Below are 23,124 nucleotides of genomic sequence, written 5' to 3'. Positions count from 1 at the left end.
GTACGCCTTGTGGGCACCGCCCTGCCCGCACGCCCCCGCGCCCGCCCCTGCCTCACGAGGAGTGCCCATGCCCCAGCGTGCCGTGCGACGTGTCATGTCCGCAACAATAGCGGCGGGAGCGCTGGCCCTCGGCCTGACCGCCGCCCCCGCGCAGGCCGCCACCCCGCTGCGCTACGTCGCGCTCGGCGACAGCTACAGCGCCGGCTCGGGCGTGCTGCCCGTGGACCTGAGCAACCTGCTGTGCCTGCGCTCCACCGCGAACTACCCGCACGTCCTCGCCGCCGCGACCGGCGCCCGCCTGCGCGACGTCACCTGCGGCGGCGCCCAGACCAAGGACTTCACCCAGGCCCAGTACCCCGGGGTCGCCCCCCAGGTGAACGCCCTCGGCGCGGACACCGATCTGGTGACCCTGACCATCGGCGGCAACGACAACGGCACCTTCATCAACGCCGTGACCTCGTGCGGCGCGGCCGGCGTCCTCAGCGCCGGCAAGGGCAGCCCGTGCAAGGACAAGAACGGCAGCCTGTTCGACGACCAGATCGACGCGAACACCTATCCCGCGCTCAAGTCCGCCCTGGGCAGCGTCCGCGCCAAGGCGCCCGGTGCCCGGGTGGCCGTGCTCGGCTACCCGTGGATCACCCCGGCCACCGCCGACCCGTCCTGCTTCGCCAAGCTCCCGCTGGCCGCCGGCGACGTGCCCTACCTGCGGAGCATCCAGGCCCACCTGAACGCGGTCGTGCGGCGCGCCGCCGAGGAGTCGGGCGCCACCTATGTGGACTTCTCCCAGGTCTCCGAGGGCCACGACGCGTGCCAGGCCGACGGCACCCGGTGGATCGAGCCGCTGCTGTTCGGCAAGAACCTCGTCCCCGTCCACCCCAACGCCCTCGGCGAGCGCCGCATGGCCGAGCAGACCATGAGCGCCCTCGGACTGGGCTGAGCGGCTACGACTTCTGGTGCCCTTCCGTGGCCCGGGTCGCCGGTTCGGCGGCCCGGGTGCGGGCGGCGGCCTCCGTGGCGCCGAGGATCTGGTCGCCGTACAGGTCCTCCAGCCACGTCGACTGGTAGATGGTGTCGAGGTAGCGCTCGCCGAGGTCGGGGGCGATGGCCACCGCGGTCAGGTCCTGCGCGTCGTGCGCGGCCAGCCACTCCATGGCGCCGCTGACCACCGTGCCGGTGGAGCCGCCGAACAGGAAACCGCGGCGGGCCAGCCGGTGGCAGGCGCGGATGGTGTCCGCCTCCTCCACCTGGATCACCTCGTCGACGTAGGACTCGTCGAGCAGCGGCGGGCGCATGCTCATGCCCAGCCCGGGGATCATCCGGCGCCCCGGCTTGCCGCCGAAGGCCACCGAGCCGACGGTGTCCACCGCCACGATCCGCACCGGCCGATGCCATTCCCGGAACCAGCGCGCGCACCCCATCAGCGTCCCCGTGGTGCCCGCCCCCACGAACAGGACGTCCAGGCGCGGGAACTCGCGGGCGATCTCCGGTGCCGTACGCCGGTAGTGCGCGCCCCAGTTGCCCGGGTTGGTGTACTGGCTCAGCCACACGTACCGGTCGTCCGAGGCGCACAGCCCGCGCACATAGTCGATCCGGGCGCCCAGGAATCCTCCGTTGGCGTCCAGGTCGGCGATGACGTGGACCTCACTGCCCAGCGCCTCCATCAGCAGCCTGGTGGACAGATTGCAGCGGGAGTCGGTGACGCACAGGAACCGGTATCCCTTGCTGGCCGCGATCATGCTGAGGGCGACGCCGAGGTTGCCGGACGAGGACTCGATGAGGACGGAGTCCTCGCTCAGCAGTCCCTCCCGCTCCGCGGCCTCCACCATCTCGACCGCGGCCTTCAGCTTGATCGAGCCCGCGAAGTTGAAGCCCTCGCACTTCAGGTAGAGCGAGCGTCCGAAGATCGGCCGGAGGTCGACGAAGAGCTGGCCTTCGTTGAAGGCGTGGGGAGCGGAGATGACGGGCACGCGAACCTCCTGATGCCAGGGCCGGGTATGGGACGGTCAGCCGTACCGATCAGCCGTACCGGCGCAGCTCGTGGAAGAAGTCGTCGATGACGTGCAGCTTCCCGGCCCGGGCCACCGCGTCGTGGACGTAACTGCCGAGGGCGAGGTCGAGGACCCCGAGACCGAAGGGGGAGAAGATCACGGTCCGGTCGCCCGGCGGCTCCACCCGGCCGGTCAGCACGTCGTCGAGGGTGCCGTCCAGGAAGTCCCGCCCGCCGGTGAGCTGTTCGGCCAGGTGCGGGGAGGTGTTCGCCTTCAGGCAGTGCTCGACGTCGTCGACGAAGTTGGCCGACTCCAGCAGGACCCGCGGGTCCAGGTCGCGCAGCGACACGTGCAGGACCACCGGGTGGTGGGCGAACCAGGCCGGATCGCTGATGTGCGGCTCGCCCGCGACGGTCGCGAAGACCACCAGATCGCTGGAGCGGACCAGTTCCTCGGGGGAGTCGTGGACGGTGACCCGCCCGGCGCCCGCGGCATCCGCCGACTGCCGCAGATAGCCGCAGAACCCGGCCGCGCTGTCCGCCGACACGTCGTACACCCCGACGCTGTCGAAGCTCCAGCCGGTGCCCGCCAGGTACGTGTGGATGTACCGGGCGATCAGGCCGGTGCCGAAGAAGCCGATCCGGGTGGGCCGCGTCCGGGTGCGGGTGAGCCGGTCGGCGGCCAGCGCGGCCGAGGCCGCCGTCCGGCCCGCGCTGATGATGGAACTCTCCAGGCAGGCGAACGGGTAGCCGGTGTCGTGGTCGTTGAGGATCAGGACCGCCGAGGCCCGGGGCACGCCGGCCGCCACGTTCTCCGGGAAGCTGGAGATCCACTTCAGGCCGTCCACCCCGACCGACCCGCCCACCGAGGCGGGCAGCGCGATGATCCGGGAGGTCGGCCGGTCCGGGAAGCGCAGGAAGTACGACGGCGGGTTGATCGTTTCTCCAGCGCCGTGCAGCAGGTAGGTCGCCTCGACCAGTTCCACGATCTCGCGCTCGCGGCCGTGCAGCGCCTCCTGCACCTGGCCGCCGGAGATCACCGCGAAGGACGGCACACGGCCCGGCCGGGACGCGGCGGTGGCGGTGGCGGTGGCGGGGGATGTCGCAGAAGTCATCGCCGGTCTCCCTCGGTGGTCGGGGTGGAGTCGGCCAGGGCCCGGGGCTCGGCCATGCCGACCAGCACCCGGCGCTCGCCGGTGAAGGGCTCCCGGCTGTGCGCGGTACGGATGTTGTCGACGAGCAGCAGATCACCGGCCTGCCAGGGCTCGCGGCGGGTGTGCTCCTCGTAGGTGGCGTTGAGCGCCTGGACGACGTCCTCGCCGATCGGGGAGCCGTCCCCGTAGCGCGTGTTGAACGGCAGCCCGTCCTCGCCGTACTCGTCCACGAGGTACTCGCGCACCTCCGGCGCCAGCGTCCACTGGTTGAGGAAGGCGATCTGGTTGAACCAGCAGCGGCGGCCGGTGACCGGGTGGCGCACGATCGCGCTGCGCCGCTGCCGGGTGCGCAGCGACCCGTCCGGCTGCCAGTCGAAGTCGATGGCGTGGGCCCGGCAGTAGTTCTCGACGGTCTCGCGGTCCTCGGTGCCGAACGACTCCTCCAGCGAGGCACCGATCTCGTCGTTGTAGCTGCGGGTGAGCAGCCACCCTTCGCGCTCGAACCGCTCGGTGACCGCGGCGGGCAGCGCCCCGAGCACCTGCTCCGCGTCGGCCACCGCGGTCGCCCCGCCCTGGCCGGGCGCGGTGAGGCAGGCGAACAGCATCAGGCCCGGGACGCGCTGCGCGTAACTCAGCTCGTGGTGCATGCACATCGGCTGGTTGTCCGGCCAGGCGGTGGAGGAGTACAGCCCGGCGCCGAACGACTCCCGGGTGGCGAACGCCTCCCGCTCCGCCGTCAGTTCACCGGCCAGCGCGGTGAAGACGGACCGCACCTGCTCGGTCTCCCGCAGCCCCAGGCCGCGCACCAGCACCGCACCGTGCTCGGTGACCTGCGCCCGCACCGCGGCGCGGTACTCGGCCGCCCACCCGGCCGCGTCGGCCGGCGGGGACTCGACACGCAGGACCGGCGGCCGGTCCGGTCGCAGCTCCACCTCCAGCAGGGAGGCCGGGGACGAGAACGACATCTCGGTTTCCTTTCGTCGGGCGGATGGTCAGGAGGACGCCAGCAGTTCGGCCGCGCCCAGCACGGCCCGCGCCGCGTCGTCCGGCCGGGTGCGCGGGAAGTAGTGGCCGCCGTCGGTGAGTTCGCGCAGGTCCACCCGGTCGGCCAGGAACCGCCACTCGCGGTGGAGTTCGCGGTGCCCGGTGGTGTGCGGGTCGTCGGCGGCGACGACCACGGTGACCGGCGCGGCGAGTCGCACCGTGCCGGGGGAGTCGAGGGCGGCGGCGAAGTAGTGGTGCGCGGCCACGCAGTCGTGCCGGTAGGCGGCACCGATGTGCCCGGCGTGCCGCGCGTTCAGCTCGCCCAGTTCGGTGTAGCCGCTGTCCGCGCTCAGCCGCGCGGCGATCTCGGCGTCACCGAGCCGGGCCAGCTCCGCGGCGGCGGCGCGCCGCTCGGCCGCGGTGCCGGGCAGCTGCGCGCCCAGGAAGACCCGCACCACCTCCACCCCGCGCTCGCCCAGCGCACGGGCCGTCGCCACGGCGAGGGCGGCACCGGAGGAGTGCCCCCACAGCATCACCCTGGGCAGGCCGTGCCCGGTGATCTCGGTGACGACCCGCTCGACCACCTGGTCCAGCGGTGCGAACGGCTCGTCGGCGGCGGCCAGGTCGTGCCCGGGCAGGTCCACGGCGTACACCGCCAGGCCACCGGCCGCCAGGGCGCTCGCCATCGGCTGGAAGTTGACCGCGTTGCCGCCCGCGTACGGGAAGCACACCAGCGCGCACTCCCGCGCGCCCGGGTCCGGCGTCAGCGGCTGGAGCAGCTCGGGACGCTGCCGGGCGGTGCCGTCCAGCAGCGCGGCGAGGTCGGCGAGGACCGGGTGCCGGGTGATGTCCTTGAGGGAGACCGCCCGGTCCAGGGCGATGGTGAGCTTCACCGCCGACAGCGAGGTGCCGCCCGAGTCGAAGAAGTGGTCGCGCCGGCCGATCCGGTCCCGCTCCGCGCCCAGCAGCTCGGCCCAGGCGTCCGCGAGCCGGCGTTCGGCCGCCGAGCGCGGCGCGTCCCGCCGCCCGCCGTCCGCCGGGCCGTCCTGCGCGTGCCGCTCCGCCAGCGCGGTCAGCGCCTTGCGGTCGATCTTGCCGTTGGCGGTCAGCGGCAGCCCGTCCTGCCAGTGGAAGGCCGACGGCACCATGTACACGGGCAGTTGCTCGCCCAGCGCCTGCCGCAGCTCCTCGGTCTCCAGCCGCCGGCCGCTGTAGAAGGCGATCAGATGCGTGCCGCGGCCCGCCGGTTCGGCGACGACCACCGCGCCGTCGCGCACCCCCGGCACCCGCAGCAGTGTGTTCTCGATCTCCCCGATCTCGATCCGGAACCCCCGGATCTTGACCTGGCTGTCCCGGCGGCCCAGGAACTCCAGCTTGCCGCCGGCGTGCCAGCGCCCCCAGTCGCCGCCCAGGTAGAGGCGTTCACCGGGCCGGTACGGGTCCTGCCGGTACGCCTCCCGGGTGCGTTCGGGATCGTTGACGTACCCGCGGCCCACGCACACCCCGGAGAACGCGATCAGCCCGGGCGCGCCCAGCGGCACCAGCGACAGCTCCTCGTCGACGACGAGGACCCGCACGTTGCTGACGGGACGGCCCAGCAGCACCCGCTCCGGGACCTCGCGCAGCACCTCGTGGTTGGTGTCGTCCGAGGTCTCGGTCAGGCCGTAGGCGTTGACCAGGGCGATGCCGGGTTCCAGGGCGAACCAGCGCTGGACCAGCTCCCGCTTGAGCGCCTCGCCGGTCACCGACACGCACCGCAGATCGGGCAGTTCACGCGGATGGCGCTCCAGGTAGGACGCCACCACCTCCAGATAGGACGGCACGACCTGCGCCACCCCGACCCGTTCGCGCACCAGCATGTCGGTGAACCGCTCCACGTCCACGACCGCGTCCTGCTCCACCAGCAGCGTCCGCCCGCCCACCAGCAGCGCGGCCAGCAACTGCCACAGCGAGATGTCGAAGCACTGCGGCGCCGTCTGCGCCACCACGGTGTCCGGGCCGATCCCCAGATCGTCGATCTTGGCGAACAGGTGGTTGAGCATGCCCGCGTGCTCGCACATCGCCCCCTTGGGCTCACCCGTGGAGCCGGAGGTGAAGTAGATGTACGCGAGCTGCCCGGGCGTCACCTCGGTGCCGAGGTCGTCCTCGGCGTGGTCCTCCGCGTACGCCGTCTCCACCAGCAGCCGTTCCACCCCGGCCGGGAGCGTGGCCAGTGCCTGGTCGAGGCCGGCGGTGCTGCCCGGCTCGGTCAGCACCAGCCGGCACCCGGACCGGGAGAGGGTCGCCGCGATCCGGCCGGCCGGGAAGTGCGGCTCGACCGGCAGGTAGACACCGCCGGCCTTGAACACCGCGAGCACCGAGGCCAGCCAGTCCAGGTCGCGTTCGGTGACCACCGCCACCACGTCCTCGCGGCCCAGACCGCGCGCCAGCAGCGCCCGCGCCAGCCGGTTCGCGCGGGCGTTCAGCTCGGCGTACGTCCACGAGCGGTCGCCGTGCACCGCGGCCACGGCGTCGGGCCGCTCCCGGACGCGCTGCTCGAACAGCTCGTGCGCCCGCGCGTCCGGCAGCTCGCGGTGCGCTCCCGCCAGCCCGTCGAGCTGCTCGCGCACCTCCTCGTCCGCCAGCAGGCTCTGCCCCGCGTGCTCGGCGTCCGCGTCGGCCGTCATCAGCCGCAGCGCGGCCAGGTGGTAGCCGCAGATCCGGGCGGCGGCCGGGGCGTCCAGCGCCTCGGTGCGGTACCGCAGCCGCAGCACCGTCCGCCCGTCCGGGTCGTCCCAGGTCACGGCAAGGACCGCGCCCTCGGGCAGCGGGCCTTCGTCCTCCCCGGGGGCCGCGCAGGCGAACACCACGTCGTACGCCGCTCCGGTCAGCCCCAGTTCGCGGCGCAGCCCGGCGACGGCGAAGTCCCGGTGGGTCAGCAGGTCCGCCTCGACCCGGCGGGCACTGCGCACCAGTCCGCGCCAGGTGGGCGGCGCGAGGGTCAGCCGGCAGGGCAGCGGCTCGCCGTCACCCACCGCGTGCCCCGTCACCACGTCCTGCTCGCTCGACAGCGCGCCCAGCGCCTTGGCGTGCGCGGCCAGCAGCACGGCGCTCACCGGCACCCCGGCCTCCTCGGCCAGGGCGCGCGCCGCCTCCGCCAGCGCGGCCGGCACCGCCTCCTCGTGCCCGGCGACGCCCGGCACGGGCCGCGCCGCCCACCGCGGTACGGCGGTGGCACCACCGGCGGTCAGCACCTCGGTCCAGAACTCCCTGTCCGCTGCCACGAGCGCTCCCATCGGATGACCTCTCTCAGTTCGCCGTCGGCGCGGCGGGGTTTCCTCCCCAGTGCGCGTGCGGGGGGACTTCCTCGCCCTTCATGAGGAAGGAGTCGGGCGCCAGCACGGCCCGGTCGCCGAGCGTCACGCCGTAGTGCACGTGCGCGCCGGTGCCGAGGGTGACGCCCGCGCCGAGCGTGGTGCGGTCGGACTTGAAGGTGCCGTCCTCCTGGGAGTGGCACTGGATCTTGCTGCCGATGTTCAGCGTGCAGCCGTCGCCGATCGTGGCGAGCGTGCGCTCCGTGATGAAGCAGCCGTCGTCGAAGACCCCGCGGCCGACCCGCACTCCCATCAGCCGCCACATCAGGGTCTTGAACGGGGTCCCGTTGAAGATGCCCAGATAGTGGTCCGGGACCTTCCACAGCCGCTCGTGCCACCAGAAGTACGGTTCGTAGATGGAGCACAGCCGCGGGCGCAGCGCGCGGAAGCGGGTCAGGGTCCGCTCCACCAGCGCGTAGTAGCCGGCGCTGAGGACCAGGGTGAGCGCCAGATAGCTGCCGATCACCACGTGCCCCAGCGTCCCGTACAGGTCCACGGAGGCCAGTCCGAACGCGGTGAGCAGCACCGTGTGCAGCCAGCGCAGCAGCAGGTGCAGCGTCATCGAGCGCAGGTTGTAACGGTTCTTCGCGGCCAGGTTGCGGCGCAGTTCGTCACCGGTGCGCAGATGGTCGAAGCGGGTGTCGCGCTCCACCGTCCGGGGGATCTCGAAGCAGGGGGAGCCGAGCAGGCCGACGCCCTCGCGGACCTCGCCGTCCAGGGGGACCATCACCTTCGTGGCCAGCAGGCAGTTGTCGCCGGTGCGGGCGCCCGCCGGATAGGCGATGTTGTTGCCGAGGAAGTTGCGCGCCCCGATCGTCGCCCGGGACACCCGGAAGGACGTGCTGGAGTACTCGGCGTTCAGGACGGACAGTCCGTCGGCCACCATGGTGCCGCTGCCGACGGACACCAGGAACGGCGACTCGTGCTGCACCTCGGTGCCGAAGTTCGAACCGGTCTGCTCCACCCGGGACAGGTCGTACCCGAGGCCGCGCAGATAGGGCACGATGTAGGAGCTGTCGCCGAACAGCCAGGTGAAGAACCGGACGTTGGTGAGGGCGCCCATCAGCCGGTGCACGGCGTAGTGGAAGCCGTAGAGCGGGTAGGCCCGGTCGGGCCTGAGCAGCGGGCGCGCCAGCCGGGGCACGGTGAACAGGGCGGCCAGGCCCAGCAGGACGGCGCCGAAGAACACCACCGTGGCCACCAGGAGCGTGTCGGTGACGTACTCGCCGGCCGTGGCGCCCCGGGTCTCGGTGTCCAGCCGCCTGCTGAGCGCGGGGACCTCGGCGAACAGCATGTACAGACCGCCTATGGCCAGCGGCAGGTACAGCAGGAACAGCTGGAGCAGGGCGGTGGTCGCGAAACCGGCCCGGCGCAGGGTGCCGCACCGGACCGGCGGGACCCGGACGTGGTCGACCTGCGTGGGCTGGGCCGGGGAGCCGTGCCGGCGTTCACCGGCCGGGACCTCCTGCCCCCGGTACAGGGCGGACGCGTGGCCGAGCTGGGCGCCGTCGCCGAGGGCGGTGTCGATGTCGAGCACCGTCTTCTCACCGACGAACACGTCCCGGCCGAGGGTGACCGGGCCGGTCTGGATGTGTCCGGCGTGGGCCCGGTAGCCCAGGAAGTAGGAGTCCTTGCGGATCACCGTGCCGGCGCCGACGGTGAGCAGGTCGGTGCAGACCGGTACGGACCGGGACAGGATCGTGACGTCCTTGCCGATGCGCGCGCCGAGGGCCCGCAGGTACATCACGTACAGCGGGTTGCCGACGAACAGGATCATCGGATTGGCGTGCAGCAGTGCCTTGACGAGCCAGAAGCGCAGATAGGCCGGGCCCCAGACGGGGAACTCGCCGGGTTTCCAGCGCCCGACCAGGATCCACTTGGCGGCGACCGGGAACGCGCACACGGCGACGAAGCCGACGCCGCCGCACAGGAAGGACCGCTCGTAGATGTCGGCCAGGCCCCGGCCCGCGGCGACCCAGTCGTAGGCCCGGGCGGTGACCATCCCGAAGACGAACGAGTACCCGAGGAAGACCAGGGCCTGGACGGTCCCGCACAGCAACTGGGCCGCCCGGCGCGGGGCCGCGGCGGGCTCCGGCGGCGGCGCGGGGGCCGGTGCCGGGCCGGGGGAGGACGGGGCGGGCGCGGGTCCTGCGGGCGCCGCGTCGGTGACCGCGAGCGCCGCGGCCAGCTCCCGCAGGGTGGGGTGCCGGTAGATGTCCTTCATGGACACCGACGGCAGGTCGGGACGTTTCCGCACCCTGGCGCAGAACTGCGCCATGACCAAGGAGTTGGCGCCGAGGTCGGTGAAGAAGTGGCTGTCGGACGGCACGTGTTCGGCGTGCACGAGGTCCGTCAGGATGCCGGCGAGTTCCCGTTCGGTGTCCACCGTCGCCGGGGCGGTGTCCCCGCGTCCGGAGATCGCGGATCCGTCCGGCCCGGGCATCAGGATGTCGGCAGACTTCTCCACCATGCGAGCTCCCCTGAGAGGATCGGTCGAAAACCATCGGCCAACGGTGGCCGGTCCCCGAGACCGTGTGTTTCCGCCTGATCACGAAACCATGGATCAGTCTTGTGCGGTCGCCGCGGCGTTGCCACTCGGCTCCGGACGCTCCGACGGGCCGCAACACGCCGACGTACTGCGGTTTTCCGCCTCACGGCGTAGTGGGAGCGCAGTAAGGATCACCCGTATGGGCTTCACACCTGGGGCGTACGCGGGGCGGACAGGGGCAGCGCGTTCGAATCCCGGGACCCGGCCGAGTGGCCCGGGCCCGTCCCGGCGCGCAGACTGTTCACAGACGCGGAGCCGCGATGTGGGCCTGTCCGCCGGACCGGTCCGTGGGCAGTGACGCGGGGCCGCCCGAAGCAGGGTTGCCGGCCCGAGGGCCGGACCGTACGTCGAGGGGGCCGATATGGCCGTAGAGATCTCGCCTCTGATCAGACCCTCCCGTCTCAGGCGTCGCCGCGGGCTGTGGGGCGAATGCCTGGCGGAATTCCTGGGGACGCTGGTCCTCATCTCCTTCGGGGACGGCGTGGTGGCCATGGCGGTCGCCGCGCTGCCCGGCTCCGGCCGGACGGAGGGGCCCACCACGTTCTTCCTCGGGGCCGGTGACTGGCTGCTGGTCGCCTGGGGCTGGGCGTTCGCGGTGACCTTCGGCGTGTACGTGGCCGGCGGCGTCAGCGGCGCGCACCTCAACCCGGCGGTGACCCTCGCGTTCGCCGCGCGGCGCAAGTTCCCCTGGGCGAAGGTCGTCCCGTACTGGTTCTCCCAGCTCGTCGGCGCCTTCGTCGGCGCCGCCCTGGTGTACGCCGTCTACCACGACGCCATCAACACCTTCGACCACGCCATGAAGGGGCCCAAGACGAACGGGCACACGCTGTCCTCGTTCTCCATCTTCGCCACCTTCCCGGCGCCCTACTTCCACGGCGGCAACTGGGGCCCACTGGTGGACCAGATCGTCGGCACCGCACTGCTGGTCATGCTGATCGTGGCCGTCGTCGACCTGCGCAACACCGCGGTCAAGGCGAATCTCGGCCCCGTGGTGATCGGGCTCGCGGTGGCGGCCGTCGGCATGTCCTTCGGGGCGAACGCCGGCTACGCCATCAACCCGGCCCGCGACTTCGGCCCGCGCCTGTTCACCTTCTTCGCCGGCTGGGGCGACCTGGCGCTACCGGGCAGCCTGGCGGGCTCGTTCAGCCACTACTGGTGGATCCCCATCGTCGGCCCGCTCGTCGGCGGCCTGGTCGGCGTGCTGGTCTACGACCTCTTCATCGGCGACATCCTGCACGTCCGCGCCCAACAGGCCGAACTCCCGGAGGTCGGCCGCACCCGGGGCACGGCGTCGGACGAGGAGTAGCCGCCGGGCGCGGTGCGCTCACCGGGGCACTGGCGTGTCCCGGTGAGCGAAACTCTCCTCGTTCTTCGCGGAGTTCCACCGAACCGGAGTTCCACCGAACCCCGGCGCCCGGCGACCGACGAGGGGGCCGCCCGTCATCCCGTCGTCAGCACCATCCGGAACCGGGCCTTGCCCGACAGCATCTTCTGGTAGGCCTCGTCGGCCCGGGCCAGTGGTACGGCCTCCGTCATCGGGCGGATCCCGTGCAGGACGCTGAAGGCCATGGTGTCCTGCACGTCCTGGGCGGTGCCGGAGGGGTGGCCGCGGACCACCCGGCCGGCGTTGATCAGCTGGAGCGGGCTGATGCCCAGCGGGTCGGGCGTCGCGCCGATGACCACCAGCTCGCCGCGGGGCCGCAGCCCGTCCACGGTCGCCGTGATGGCGTCGGAGCTGCCCGCGGTGGCCAGCACCACCGAGGCGCCCCCGAGCGCGCCCAGCGCCTCGGCGACCGGGGTGTCCGCGGTGCTGTCGATGTAGTGGTGGGCGCCCAGCCGTTCGGCGAAGGCGGCCTTCTCCGGGCCCCGGGCGATCGCCACCGTCTCGAAGCCCATGGCGGCCGCGTACTGCACTCCCAGGTGCCCCAGTCCGCCGATGCCCAGCACGGCGACCAGCTCGCCGGGCCGGGCAGAGCTGCGCCGCAGCCCGTTGAAGACCGTCACCCCGGCGCATGCCAGGGGCCCCGCGTCGCTCGCCTCCAGGGCGTCGGGGATCCGGGCCAGGGCGTCGGCCGGCGCGATCACCCGCTCGGCGAAGCCGCCGTCGTACGCCCAGCCGGGCACCTTCAGGTTCTCGCACACCACGAAGTCGCCCCGCCGGCACGGCGTGCAGTACCCGCAGCTCCCGCCGAACCAGCCCACCGCCACCCGGTCGCCCGGGGCGAGACCGCGTTCCCGCGTCCCCTCGCCGAGCGCGTCGATCCGCCCGGCGATCTCGTGCCCCGGCACCACCGGGAACCGCACGCCGGGCAGCGCGGCGTCCACGAAGAAGGAGTCGCTGTGGCAGATCCCGCACGCCTCCACGGCGATCCGCACCTGGCCGGGACCCGGTTCGGGCACCTCCCGCCCGGTGATCTCCAACGGCCCGCCGGCCGTGGTGACCTGCGCGACTGTGTACGTACCCATCTGCATCTCCCGGCACGGGTCGGCGACAAGGCCCCCAGGACTTCCCGGGGCCCATCCCAAGGCCCCTGCCCCGAGCCCCCTGCCCCGAGATCCCCCACTCCCAGCACACCAGCCCCGCGCCGATCGCGCGCGCCGAGCGCACGGGACGGTCCCCGGCGTGCGCGGGAGGTCAGCGGCCCGGCTGCGCGGGCTCAGTCCCCGGGGCGGCGGGGCCCGGCCCGCGCTCCGGGTGCCGTACCCGGCGTACGAGGTCCACGGCGGCCTCCGGCCAGTGCGGGTGGGCGAAGGTGAAACCGGCGTCGAGCAGCCGGCCGGGCACGACCCGCCGGCTCTTCAGCAGCAGCTCGGTGTCCGAGCGCAGCACCAGGGCGCCCGCCTCGGCCATCCACCGCGTGGCGGGCAGGCCCACCGGCACGCCCCACGCGGTGCGCAGCACCCGCATGAACGCGCGCTGCGGCAGGGGATTCGGGGCGGCGAGGTTCACCGGCCCGGTGATGTCCTCCCGTCGGGCCAGGTACCGCACGGCGCGCACAAAGTCGTGGTCGTGGATCCAGGACACGTACTGCGCGCCGCCCGCGACCGGCCCGCCGAGCCCGAGCCGGGCCAGCCGCAGCAGCACGTCGAGGACGCCGCCCCGGTCGGGACTCATCACCATGGCGGAGCGCAGGGCGACCTTGCGGGTGTGCGGGGTCGCGGCCCGCTCCTGCTCGCGCTCCCAGGCGCGGGCGATGCCGACGCTGTACGCCCAGTAGCCCGGGACACCGGGCTCCGAGCCGCCGATCACACCGGTCGCCTCGTCGTTCGGCGCGTCGAAACGGTGGGCGTAGACCGTCGCGGTGCTCATCTGCAGCCAGACCCGGGGCGGGCGCGCGGCGGCGGCGATCGCCTCGCCCACCACCCGGGCGGAGTCCACCCGGGAGTCCATCATGGCCTTCAGGTTGGCGGGCGTGTAGCGGCAGCTCACGCTGCGGCCGGCCAGGTTCACCACCACGTCGCAGCCGTCGATCTCCCGCGCCCACGCACCCAGGGTCCGCCCGTCCCACCGGACCTGCCCCGGGCGCCCGGGCCGCCGGCTCAGCACCACCACCTGATGGCCGGCGGCGGTCAGCGCCCGCTCCAGGACCGTACCCACCTGTCCGCTTCCGCCCGGCAGCACGATCTTCATCGGCGTCGTCCCCCTTCGTCGGTGTGACCACGACTGTAGCCCAGAAAGTTGAACACGTTCAAAACCTGGGGAGGGTGAGGCCCGGCGCGTCCCCTGCGCGGGAGCGCGGCCGGAGCCCGCTATGTTCGTGCGGACACAGCGACGTTCGGAGCCGGCATGCAGAAGACAGACGTACTGCCCGAGGAGGCACGGACGCCCGCGGCGGCCCCGGCGACGGCCGGGGCGTCACCCACCGCCGGCTGGCCCCGGTACTGGCCGCTGCTGCTCCTCGGCGCCGCCGTGCTGCCCGGCACCGCGGTGTTCGTCGCCGGCCGCTGGTCGGACGGCCAGGCCCTCCAGGCGTGGCGCACCGTCTGTCTCGCCGTCACCGTGCAGGCGCTGCCCTTCCTGCTGCTCGGCACCGCCCTGTCCGGCGCCATCAACGCGTTCGTGCCGGCCCGGGTGTTCAGCCGCGTGCTGCCCAAGCGGCCCGTCCTCGCCGTGCCCGTCGCCGGCGTCGCCGGGGTCGTGCTGCCCGGCTGCGAATGCGCCTCGGTCCCGGTCGCCAACAGCCTGATCAACCGAGGGGTCACCCCGGCCGCCGCGTTCGCGTTCCTGCTGTCGGCGCCCGCCGTCAACCCGGTCGTGCTCACCGCCACCGCGATCGCCTTCCCGAACACTCCCGCGATGGTCCTGGCCCGGCTGCTCGCCTCGTTCGTCACCGCCGCCGTCATGGGCTGGCTCTGGCTCTTCCTGGGCCGCGAGGAGTGGCTGCGCCCGACCGTGCGGCACACCGGCCACCAAGGCGGGCACAGCCGCTGGACGGAGTTCCGCCAGGGCTTCCAGTACGACTTCCTGCACGCCGGCGGCTTCCTGGTGCTCGGCGCCATGGCGGCGGCCACCTTCAACGTGGCGGTCCCGCGCACCGTGCTCGACACCTTCTCCGGCTCGCCCTGGCTGTCGGTGCTGTTCCTGGCCGGCCTCGCCGTGCTGCTCGCGGTGTGCTCGGAGGCCGACGCGTTCGTCGCCGCCTCGCTCACCGGCTTCTCGCCCCTGGCCCGGCTCACCTTCATGGTGGTCGGCCCGATGGTCGACCTCAAGCTGATCGCCCTTCAGGCGGGCACCTTCGGCCGGGCCTTCGCGGCCCGCTTCTCCGCCGCCACCACGGTCGTCGCCGTGCTGTGCAGCGTGCTCGTCGGGGGGATCCTGCTGTGAAGCGCCCGGTGCAGGTCACCCTGCTCGTCCTCAGCGGCCTCGGCCTGCTGCACGTCTCCCTCCTCACCGACCTCTACCTGCGCTACGTCAAGGAGGGGATGCGCCCGCTGCTGATCGCCTCCGGCGTCCTGCTGCTCCTGCTGGGCGTCGTGGAGGCGTGGTCGGCCCGGCCGCGCCGCAGGGGCGGCCGGGCCGACCGGGCGGCCCATGGCGCGGACGGCCACGACCACACCGGTCACGGCCACGACGACCGGGCGGCCCTTGGCGCGGACGACCACACGGGCCACGGCACCCAAGCCCCCGGGCACTCCGGTCACGGCCACGACCACTCCGGTGTGCCGCGCGTCGCCTGGCTGCTGTTCCTGCCCGCCCTGAGCCTGCTCTTCTACGCCCCGCCGGCCCTCGGCGCCTACACCGCCGCCCGCGAGGCACCCCAGGCCGTCGCCCGGCAGAGCGACTTCGACCCGCTGCCCGCCACCTCGCCGCTCCCGCTGACCCTCAGCGACTTCACCCGCCGCGTGCAGCAGGACCCCTCGCAGGCCGTCCGGGGCCGCACGGTCCTGCTGACCGGCTTCGTCACGCCCGAGAAAGGGCGGGACACGTGGTACCTCACCCGGATCATCCTCTCCTGCTGCGCGGCCGACGCCCAGTCCGTGAAGGTCCGCGTCCACGGGACCAAGGCCCCGGCCGCCGACACCTGGGTCTCCGTCACCGGCACCTGGCATCCCGGCGGCACCCTCGGCACCTCCTCCGCCCGGGCCGACCTCGACGCCCGTGACGTCCGCGAGGTCGCCAAGCCGGTCAACGCCTACACCGACGACCTCCCGCTCGTACCCTCGCCCTGACGTTCCGGCACGGTTCCCGCCGGTATCCGGTCAAGGGCTGGTCATGACGGGCCGATCCGTCAAGTGGGGGGCGTATTCTGTGAGCGGTTCCCACGGGCCCCTTGCCCTGCGGCCGCGACGATCCGCGGCCGGTGAACGGAAGGAGGCGTGATGGACAGTAGTCCGGGCCACAGTCGGCCCCGCTCCCCGTCGTCCGCGTCGTCCTTCCGCGGCCCGGGACGGCCCGCCCGCACCCTCTCCTGACCCCTCGCGCGCCGCCGTACACCGGCCGCGCGGCCGGCCCGGGAGGGGCGGCGACGGCTGTCACCGGCCGCCCGCCGCCCCGCCATGCCGGGGCAAGGGGGTGTTCACCTTTGTCCGCCACCACTGTCCTCATGTCCACCACCGCGCGGTTGCGCGACCGCCGGGTGCACCTGGAACGCCGGGCCACCGCGACCCGGTCCGTACGCTCCTCCCTGGTCTCGCTGGCCGGACTGGTCGGCGGGCCGGTCACCAACCAGGCAGGCCAGGAGGTCGGCCGGGTCGCCGACGTGGTCGCCCGGCTGTCCGGACCCGAGCCCTACCCGCCGGTGACCGGAGTGATCCTGCGCATCGGGCGGCGGCGCGCCTTCCTGCCCGCCGACGCCCTCGACCGGATGCGCGACGGCCGGGTACGGCTGCGCACCGCCCGGGTCGACCTGCGGGACTTCGCCCGCCGCCCCGGCGAGGTGCTGCTCGCCCGGGACGTACTGGACCACCAGCTCGTCGACGTGGACGGCATCCAGGTCACCCGGGCCGCCGACCTCTACCTGGCGCCGCTCAGGGACCGGGTGGTGCTGGTCGGCGTGGACGTCTCGCTGCCCACCCTGCTGCGCCGCCTCGGACCGCGCCGGTGGCAGGCCCGGCCCACCCCGGAGCGGGTGCTCGACTGGCAGGCGGTCGCGCCCTTCGCCGAGCAGGCCACCGACGGGCCGCCGGAGGTGCGGCTGCGCGCCTCCCGGGCCGCGCTGCACCGGATGCGCCCCGCCGACCTCGCCGACATCCTCGAAGACCTCGGCCGCGCCGAACGCGAACAGCTGCTGGACTGGCTGGAACCGGAGCAGGCCGCCGACGCGCTGGAGGAGATGGAACCCGCCGAACTGGAGAACCTGCTGCGCGAGGCCCACCCCGAGCACGCCGCACGGCTCGTGGACGAGATGGAACCGGACGAGGCCACCGAGGCGCTGCGCGACCTGACCGCCGAGGAACGCGAGAACCTGCTCGTCCGGATGCCGATGGGCGAGGCGGCCGAGCTGCGCCGCCTGCTCACCCACGAGGAGGGCACCGCGGGCGGCGCGATGACCACGCTGCCGCTGCTCGCCCGGCCCGGGCAGACCATCGCCGAGGTACGCGCCGAACTGGCCACGCTCGCCGGGCACCGCACCGAGATCGACGCCGTCGCGGTCGTCGACGACACCGGCCGGCTCGCCGGTGACCTGCCCCTGTTCGACCTGGCGGTCGCCGAGGAGAGCACGCTCGTCGCGGACCTGCTGGCCTGGCGGACCCAGTTCGGGCCGCCGTGCGCCGTCGGACCCGGCACCGCCCTGGACGACGCGGCCGACCAGCTGGTCGCCGCGCGCGCCTCCTCGCTCCTGGTGGTCGACGACACCGGCCGGCCGCTGGGTCGGGTCCTCGCCGACGACCTGCTCGACGCCCTGCTGCCCGAACGCGGGCGCCTGCACTTCCGGAGGTTCCTCCAGTGACTCGCGACCCCGGCACCACGGCCGCCGACAGCACGGCCGCGCACGGCCCGGGCGGCCCGGCCCCCGCCGAGCCGCCCCGCCGCACCGGTCGGCGCCGGATCGCCATGATCGCCGCGATCGCCGGCCCCGGCCTGGTCGCCGCGAACGCCGGCAACGACGCCGCCGGCATCGCCACCTACGCCTCGGCCGGCTCGCAGTACGTCTACGGCACGCTGTTCTTCATGGTCCTGGTCACCGTCGCCCTGGTGATGGTGCAGGAGATGGCCGTCCGCCTCGGCGCCCACACCGGCAAGGGCCTGGGCGCGCTGATCCGCGAGCAGTTCAGCCTGCGCCTGACCGCGCTCGCCGTGTTCTGCCTGCTGCTGGCCAACACCGGCCTGGTGGTCAGCGAGTTCGCCGGCATCGGTGCCGCCTTCGAACTGCTCGGGGTGCCCAAGTGGGTGGTGATCCCGCCGGCCGCCGCACTGCTGTGGGCGCTGGTGCTGTTCGGGTCCTACCACTGGGCCGAACGGATCTTCCTGATCATGTCGCTGGCGTTCTTCGCCTACCCGGTCGCCATGATCCTCGGCCATCCGGACTGGGGAGCCGTCGGCCACCATCTGGTCGTGCCGCACGCGGAGGGGAACAAGGACTTCATCCTGCTCGCCGTCGCCCTGATCGGCACCACCGTCAGTCCGTACATGCAGTTCTACGCCGCCGCCGGGGTCGTCGACCGGGGCGCGCGGCCCGCCGACTACCCGCTGATCCGGGCCGACGCCGTCCTCGGCGCGGTCTTCGCCTGCGTCGTCAGCCTGACCATCATCATCGCCACCGCGTCCGCCATCGGCGGCAGCGGGCCGCTGCAGTCCGCCGCGCAGGCGGCCCGGGCGCTGGAGCCGGTCGCGGGCAAGCAGGCCGAACTCCTCTTCGCGCTCGGCCTGCTCGGCGCCTCCGCGCTGGCCGGGGCGGTCGTCCCGCTGTCCGCCTCCTACGCGGTCGGCGAGGCCGCAGGCGTCGAACGCTCCGTCTCCCGCAGCTTCCGCGACGCCCCGCTGTTCCTCGGCCTGTTCACCGCCCAGATCGTGCTGGGCGCGGCGGTCGCCCTCACCCCCGTCGACGTCATCAAGCTGCTCATCGGCACCCAGGTCCTCCAGGGCCTGATCAGTCCCGTCGTCCTGGTCTACCTGCTGGTCCTGACCAACCGCCGCTCCGTGCTCGGCGACGCCGTCAACGGCCCGCGCCATCGTGTCGCGGCCACCGTCGTGGTGGTCGGCGTCGCCGCCATGTCCACGGTGCTGCTGGTGCAGACCGTCCTCGGCTGGCTCGGCCTGGCCTGACCGGTCAGCCGCCGGGCAGCGGCCGTACGGTGAGCAGCTGCTGGGCGTGGCCGACCGGGCCGCGCAGGTCGTGCAGCACGGTGCTGGTGACGCCCTGGCCGCCCGGGCCGAAGACGACCGTGGTGTCCAGGCCGGTCCAGCGGCCCTCGGGCGCGCGGTGCAGATGGACGCTCAGGTCGACGTTCGGGAAGATCCACGCGGTGGGCGACTCGCGTACGGCGATGCCGTTCGCCGTGTCGACCAGCGCCAGGTAGGACGCGAGCGGGCTGCTGGGCTCGCCGGCGACCAGGGCGAGCGGGGTGGAGACCCAGGCCGTGGCGCGGCCCGGCCGGGGCGGGGCCAGCGGGCGGACGTCCAGGGAGGCGATGTAGCCGCCGGGCCACAGGTCGGCCATCGGCCACGGCGCGAGCCGCTCGGGCGGGGTGAGCGGTTCGTCCGCGCCTCCGGCGACGGCGCTGGTGTCCTGCGCGGACAGCAGCCAGGCGCGGGCCCGGACCACCGGGCGGCCCGCGACGCTCACCACCGCCTCCAGCAGCTCGATGGTGCGGCCCGGGCGGACGGTCTCCACCTGGATCTCGCACTCCTCCAGGGCGAGGCGGCCCAGGATGTCGTAGCTGATCCGGGACAGCACCAGCCCGCTCGCCGGCCGCCCGGCCAGGTACCGGTCCATGGCGTGCACGACGAGGCCGCCGAGCGGGCTGAAGTGCAGTTCGTTCTCGTCCCAGGCGCCGCCGGCGTGGGCGGTCGGCTTGAAACGGTGGTCGTCGGTGCGGACGTAGTAGCTGTCGGGAGCCGCGGTGCCGGTGTCCAACGTGCGCCTTTCCTCGGGCTGTCCTGCTCTTGAGGGGTCGTCGGGCAGGATGACACGAACGGCGCAGCCCAACCCCGGCAGGGGCCCGCCCACGCACTTCCACGTCCCGGCCGGTACCCCCAGGAGGACCCCCGTGCATCTGCGCGATGTCACACCGGACGACGTCGACGCCTACGTCCGCATGCGCTGCGACCCGGTGATGATGGCCGGCCTCGGCGGACCGCTGCCGCGCGCGGGGATGGCGGACAAGGTGCGCCGGGACGCGGCCGAGGCGGCGGCCGGCACCGCCTGGATCAAGATGATCGTCCCCGGCCCCGGCAGGCCCGGGGAGGTCGCCGGGTCGGTGTCCCTGTGGTCCCACGACAGCGCCGACGGACCGATGTCCGAGATCGGCTGGATGGTCCTGCCCGCCTTCCAGGGGCGCGGCCTGGGCAAGCGCGCGGCCCGCGCGCTGCTCGAACGGGCCCGGGACGAGGACCGCTGGGGCGAGGTGCACGCGTTCCCGGCGACCGGCAACGCGTCCTCCAACGGCATCTGCCGCTCGCTCGGCTTCCGGCTGCTCGGCGCGTGCGACATGCCGTTCGCGGGCCGGGTGCTGCGCAGCAACCACTGGGCCATCACCCCGCGCACCGACCTGACCGCCGTCTGACCCCGTCCGGGCCTCCGCGTGCCGGTCCGCCGGTCCTCACGGCTCCCGGTGCTCGTGCGCCGCCCGGTCCAGTTCCGCCGCCTCCGCCTCCGCCAGCCGCTGTTCGGCCGCCACGTCGAGCGACCGGGTCAGCCACCAGTACAGCAGGGCGGAGACCGGCAGCCCGATGAACAGGGAGATGTCGGCGCCGCCCAGCGCCTTGGCGGCGGGGCCGGCGAAGAGGGTGCCGACGGAGAAGAACGGCACCATGGCGGCGAACCCGGCCAGATAGGCGGTGATGCCCTGCCACCCCCAGCGTCCGTAGATGCCGCGCGGGTTGAAGATCTCCGCGATGGCGTAGTGGCCGCGGCGCACCACGTAGTAGTCCATGAGGTTCACCGCGGTCCACGGGATGAACAGGTAGAGCACCAGCAGCAGGAAGTCGTTGAAGTTGCGCAGGAAGTGCGAGGTCGCGGCGAGCGCGCCGATCAGGGAGAGCGCCGCGGTCACTCCCAGGGTCAGCAGCCGCACGGCGAGCGTCGGGCGCACCTTGCGGAACGAGTCGATGCCGCTGATGAGGGTGAGCGAGCCGCCGTACATGTTGAGCGCGGTGACGGAGACCAGGCCGAGCGCCGCGAACAGCAGCACGACGGCGCCGAACCCGCGGAACACGGTGTCGCCCGCCGCGTCGATGGAGCGGATCGTGTCGAAGTCCTGGCCGGCCCAGGCGGCCAGCAGCGTGCCCAGCACCATCAGCCAGATGCCGCCGAGCGCGGAGCCGAAGTAGGTCCAGTAGAAGGTCTTGCGGACGGTCACCCCGGGCGGCAGGTAGCGCGAGTAGTCGGAGACGTAGATGGCCCAGCTGATCTGGTAGCCGGCCACCACGCCGAACTGGGCGAGGAACGGCGTCCACCGGAAGCCGCCCGGGTCGAACGAGCCGGGCGGGTAGCGCAGATTGACGAGCACGCCCACGGTGAAGATCCCGAAGACGACCAGGAAGGTGTAGGTCAGGAGCCGTTCGGCTTTGTGGATGACGTCGTAGCCGACGAGCGCGACGACCAGGCCGACGGCCGTCACCACGATCACCCACGGCTTGACGCCGCCGTGCAGCGTGGTGTGCAGGGCCTGGCCGGCGAGGATGGTGTTGAAGACGTTGAAGCCCGCGTACTGGACGTAGGCGAACAGCCACACCAGCAGGGCGCCGACATAGCCGAACTGCGGCCTCGACTGGATCATCTGGGGCAGTCCGAGCTGCGGCCCCTGGGCCGAGTGGAACGCCATGAAGAAGGTGCCGATCAGCGTGCCGGCGACGATGGCCAGCAGCGACCACAGGAGGTTGCCGCCCCCGGTGATGCTGATCAGGCCCACCGCCAGGGTGGCGATCTGCGCGTTCGACATGAACCACAGGGGGCCCAGGTGCCACAGCTTGCCGTGCCGCTCGTCCAGCGGCACATAGTCGATGGACCGGACCTCCAGGCCCGGCACACGGGGCTCCGACGAAGTGGTCACGGTGCCTCCCGGGGCTGGTCCCGTCCCTGGGGACACATTCGGCCCGGGCGGGCCGCCGGTCAAGCCGGGCGGGCGGCGCGGGAGCGCGGGAGCCCGGGCGGCGCGGCTCAGCCCGCGAGCACCTCGGCCCAGCGGCTGGTCCCGTCCGGGTCCGACCGCACCCCGCAGCGGGCCGACAGCGCGGTGACGATGCCCAGGCCGCGGCCGTGCTCGTCGGGATCGGGCGCCGGGCTGGAACCGGGCGGCGCGGCGGGTCCCGGGTCGGTCACCTCGACGTGCACGGCCCGGCGCCCGGCGAGCGGGACCCGCCACAGACGCAGGGTGGCGGGCGGCCGGGCGTGCACCAGGGCGTTGGTGACCAGCTCCGAGACCACGAGAAGCACGTCGTCGGCGGCGTCCGGCGGCAGGTTCCAGCCGCCCAGGACGCCCCGCACCCGGCGGCGTGCGGCCGAGACGGCCCCGGGCGTGTGCAGCAGCGGGAAGGCGTGGTCGACTTCCCGGTGGGGCGCGGCGTCGAGCTGCGCTGCGGTCATGTGCCCTCCTCCTTCGGCGGCGCCGCGGGCATGGCGCGCATACGCACGCTAGGGAACGAACGGCCGTCAGGTCAATGAACGGCGGTCGGCATTACCGAACAGCAGTCCTGAACGGGGCAAACAGGACTAATATCGGCCCATGGCCGGACCCGTCCAGTCCATCGAACGAGCGGCGGCGATCCTGCGCCTGCTCGCCGGCGGCCCGCGCAGGCTCGGGCTCGGCGAGGTGGCGTCGTCCCTCGGGCTGGCCAAGGGCACCGCCCACGGCATCCTGCGCACCCTGCAGCACGTGGACTTCGTCGAGCAGGACGAGACCACCGGCAAGTACCAGCTCGGCGCAGCCCTGCTGCACCTGGGCACCAGCTACCTCGACGTCAACGAGCTGCGCTCCCGGGCGATCAACTGGGCCGACGCGCTGGCCGCCCGCAGCGGCGAGGCGGTCCGCCTCGGCACCCCGCTGGAGGGCCGGGTCCTCGTCATCCACCACGTCTTCCGGCCCGACGACACCTTGCAGACCCTGGACGTGGGCGCGCTGCTACCGCTGCACGCCTCCTCGCTCGGCAAGGTCCTCCTCGCCTTCGGCGCCGCCACCCTCGACCCGCCCTCCGAGGAGGGACCGGCCGCGTACACCCGCCACACCCTGGTCGTCCGGGAGGACCTGGACCGGGCGCTCGCCGAGATCCGCGAGGTCGGCTGGGGAGCGGAGGTGCAGGAGATGAGCATGGGCGACGCCGGGATCGCCGCACCGATCCGCGGGCACGGCGGACTCGTGGTGGGCGCGATCTGCCTGTCCGGCCCCGTCGAACGGATCTGCGACCCCCGGGGGCACCCGCTGCCCGCCCTGACCGCCCTGCTCCGGGAGGCCGCACGGGCGATTTCCCGGGACCTGGGAGCGGTCCGCTGGTAGCGC

The 23,124-nt window shown here is 73.4% G+C and carries 18 protein-coding genes; 8 read left to right on the top strand and 10 right to left on the bottom strand.

What is annotated here, in order from left to right:
- The first annotated feature begins 67 nt into the window (after positions 1–67).
- Complete coding sequence (locus tag ABZ858_RS08390; protein ID WP_361373987.1) at positions 68–937, top strand: SGNH/GDSL hydrolase family protein; 870 nt, start codon at positions 68–70, stop codon at positions 935–937.
- 4 nt (positions 938–941) lie between these two features.
- Here the strand turns inward: ABZ858_RS08390 and sbnA are convergent, their stop codons facing one another.
- Genes sbnA through ABZ858_RS08365 form a run of 5 tightly spaced genes read right to left on the bottom strand, consistent with a single transcriptional unit; the run spans position 942 to position 9,948 of the window.
- Positions 942–1,967, bottom strand: a complete 1,026-nt coding sequence (gene sbnA / locus ABZ858_RS08385) for a 2,3-diaminopropionate biosynthesis protein SbnA (RefSeq protein WP_361373985.1) — start codon at positions 1,965–1,967, stop codon at positions 942–944.
- Between the two features lie 49 nt (positions 1,968–2,016).
- Complete coding sequence (gene sbnB, locus ABZ858_RS08380; protein WP_361373983.1) at positions 2,017–3,102, bottom strand: 2,3-diaminopropionate biosynthesis protein SbnB; 1,086 nt, start codon at positions 3,100–3,102, stop codon at positions 2,017–2,019.
- Positions 3,099–4,106, bottom strand: coding sequence for a TauD/TfdA family dioxygenase (locus tag ABZ858_RS08375; protein WP_361373981.1), 1,008 nt, complete (start codon positions 4,104–4,106; stop codon positions 3,099–3,101). Before ABZ858_RS08375 ends, sbnB begins: the two co-directional genes overlap by 4 nt.
- 27 nt (positions 4,107–4,133) lie before the next feature.
- Complete coding sequence (locus tag ABZ858_RS08370) at positions 4,134–7,400, bottom strand: amino acid adenylation domain-containing protein (RefSeq protein ID WP_361373979.1); 3,267 nt, start codon at positions 7,398–7,400, stop codon at positions 4,134–4,136.
- 13 nt (positions 7,401–7,413) lie between these two features.
- Positions 7,414–9,948, bottom strand: a complete 2,535-nt coding sequence (locus ABZ858_RS08365) for a Pls/PosA family non-ribosomal peptide synthetase (RefSeq protein WP_361373977.1) — start codon at positions 9,946–9,948, stop codon at positions 7,414–7,416.
- Positions 9,949–10,387: 439 nt separating this feature from the next.
- Here ABZ858_RS08365 and ABZ858_RS08360 point away from each other — a divergent pair, with 439 nt between their 5' ends.
- Positions 10,388–11,332, top strand: coding sequence for an MIP family channel protein (locus ABZ858_RS08360; RefSeq protein WP_361373975.1), 945 nt, complete (start codon positions 10,388–10,390; stop codon positions 11,330–11,332).
- A 134-nt stretch (positions 11,333–11,466) separates the two neighbouring features.
- Here the strand turns inward: ABZ858_RS08360 and ABZ858_RS08355 are convergent, their stop codons facing one another.
- A complete protein-coding gene (locus tag ABZ858_RS08355; protein ID WP_361373973.1) occupies positions 11,467–12,492 on the bottom strand; it encodes an alcohol dehydrogenase in 1,026 nt (341 codons plus the stop codon).
- Between the two features lie 169 nt (positions 12,493–12,661).
- Positions 12,662–13,657, bottom strand: coding sequence for a DUF1731 domain-containing protein (locus ABZ858_RS08350; RefSeq protein WP_361373971.1), 996 nt, complete (start codon positions 13,655–13,657; stop codon positions 12,662–12,664).
- 156 nt (positions 13,658–13,813) lie between these two features.
- Here ABZ858_RS08350 and ABZ858_RS08345 point away from each other — a divergent pair, with 156 nt between their 5' ends.
- The 4 genes from ABZ858_RS08345 (at position 13,814) to ABZ858_RS08330 (ending at position 18,733) form a co-directional block, all read left to right on the top strand.
- Positions 13,814–14,851, top strand: a complete 1,038-nt coding sequence (locus ABZ858_RS08345; RefSeq protein ID WP_361373969.1) for a permease — start codon at positions 13,814–13,816, stop codon at positions 14,849–14,851.
- Entirely contained in the window at positions 14,848–15,696 is an 849-nt protein-coding gene (locus ABZ858_RS08340) for a TIGR03943 family protein (protein ID WP_361373967.1), read from the top strand. The genes ABZ858_RS08345 and ABZ858_RS08340 overlap by 4 nt, the downstream gene beginning before the upstream one ends.
- Positions 15,697–16,070: 374 nt before the next feature.
- The gene (locus ABZ858_RS08335) at positions 16,071–17,417 is read left to right on the top strand and encodes a CBS domain-containing protein (protein WP_361373965.1); all 1,347 of its coding nucleotides are present in this window, start codon (positions 16,071–16,073) and stop codon (positions 17,415–17,417) included.
- The gene (locus ABZ858_RS08330) at positions 17,414–18,733 is read left to right on the top strand and encodes a divalent metal cation transporter (RefSeq protein ID WP_361373963.1); all 1,320 of its coding nucleotides are present in this window, start codon (positions 17,414–17,416) and stop codon (positions 18,731–18,733) included. The genes ABZ858_RS08335 and ABZ858_RS08330 overlap by 4 nt, the downstream gene beginning before the upstream one ends.
- A gap of 4 nt (positions 18,734–18,737) precedes the next feature.
- Here the strand turns inward: ABZ858_RS08330 and ABZ858_RS08325 are convergent, their stop codons facing one another.
- Positions 18,738–19,544: a thioesterase family protein gene (locus ABZ858_RS08325; RefSeq protein ID WP_361373961.1), complete on the bottom strand. Its 807-nt coding sequence runs from the start codon at positions 19,542–19,544 to the stop codon at positions 18,738–18,740.
- A 133-nt stretch (positions 19,545–19,677) separates the two neighbouring features.
- Between ABZ858_RS08325 and ABZ858_RS08320 the strand changes: the two genes are divergently transcribed.
- A complete protein-coding gene (locus tag ABZ858_RS08320) occupies positions 19,678–20,193 on the top strand; it encodes a GNAT family N-acetyltransferase (protein ID WP_361373959.1) in 516 nt (171 codons plus the stop codon).
- Between the two features lie 36 nt (positions 20,194–20,229).
- Here ABZ858_RS08320 and ABZ858_RS08315 read toward each other — a convergent pair whose 3' ends face one another.
- Both ABZ858_RS08315 and ABZ858_RS08310 read right to left on the bottom strand, forming a co-directional pair.
- Entirely contained in the window at positions 20,230–21,681 is a 1,452-nt protein-coding gene (locus tag ABZ858_RS08315; RefSeq protein WP_361373957.1) for a cytosine permease, read from the bottom strand.
- Positions 21,682–21,788: 107 nt separating this feature from the next.
- Positions 21,789–22,214, bottom strand: a complete 426-nt coding sequence (locus ABZ858_RS08310; RefSeq protein WP_361373955.1) for an ATP-binding protein — start codon at positions 22,212–22,214, stop codon at positions 21,789–21,791.
- A 139-nt stretch (positions 22,215–22,353) separates the two neighbouring features.
- Between ABZ858_RS08310 and ABZ858_RS08305 the strand changes: the two genes are divergently transcribed.
- Positions 22,354–23,121: an IclR family transcriptional regulator gene (locus ABZ858_RS08305; protein WP_361373953.1), complete on the top strand. Its 768-nt coding sequence runs from the start codon at positions 22,354–22,356 to the stop codon at positions 23,119–23,121.
- Positions 23,122–23,124: the final 3 nt, after the last annotated feature.

Origin of the sequence: Streptomyces sp. NPDC047017 (genome assembly GCF_040644175.1) — a bacterium.
Lineage (GTDB): Bacteria > Actinomycetota > Actinomycetes > Streptomycetales > Streptomycetaceae > Streptomyces.
The sequence above is the reverse complement of the archived record's forward strand: the minus strand, read 5'-3'. Positions and strand labels throughout refer to the sequence as shown.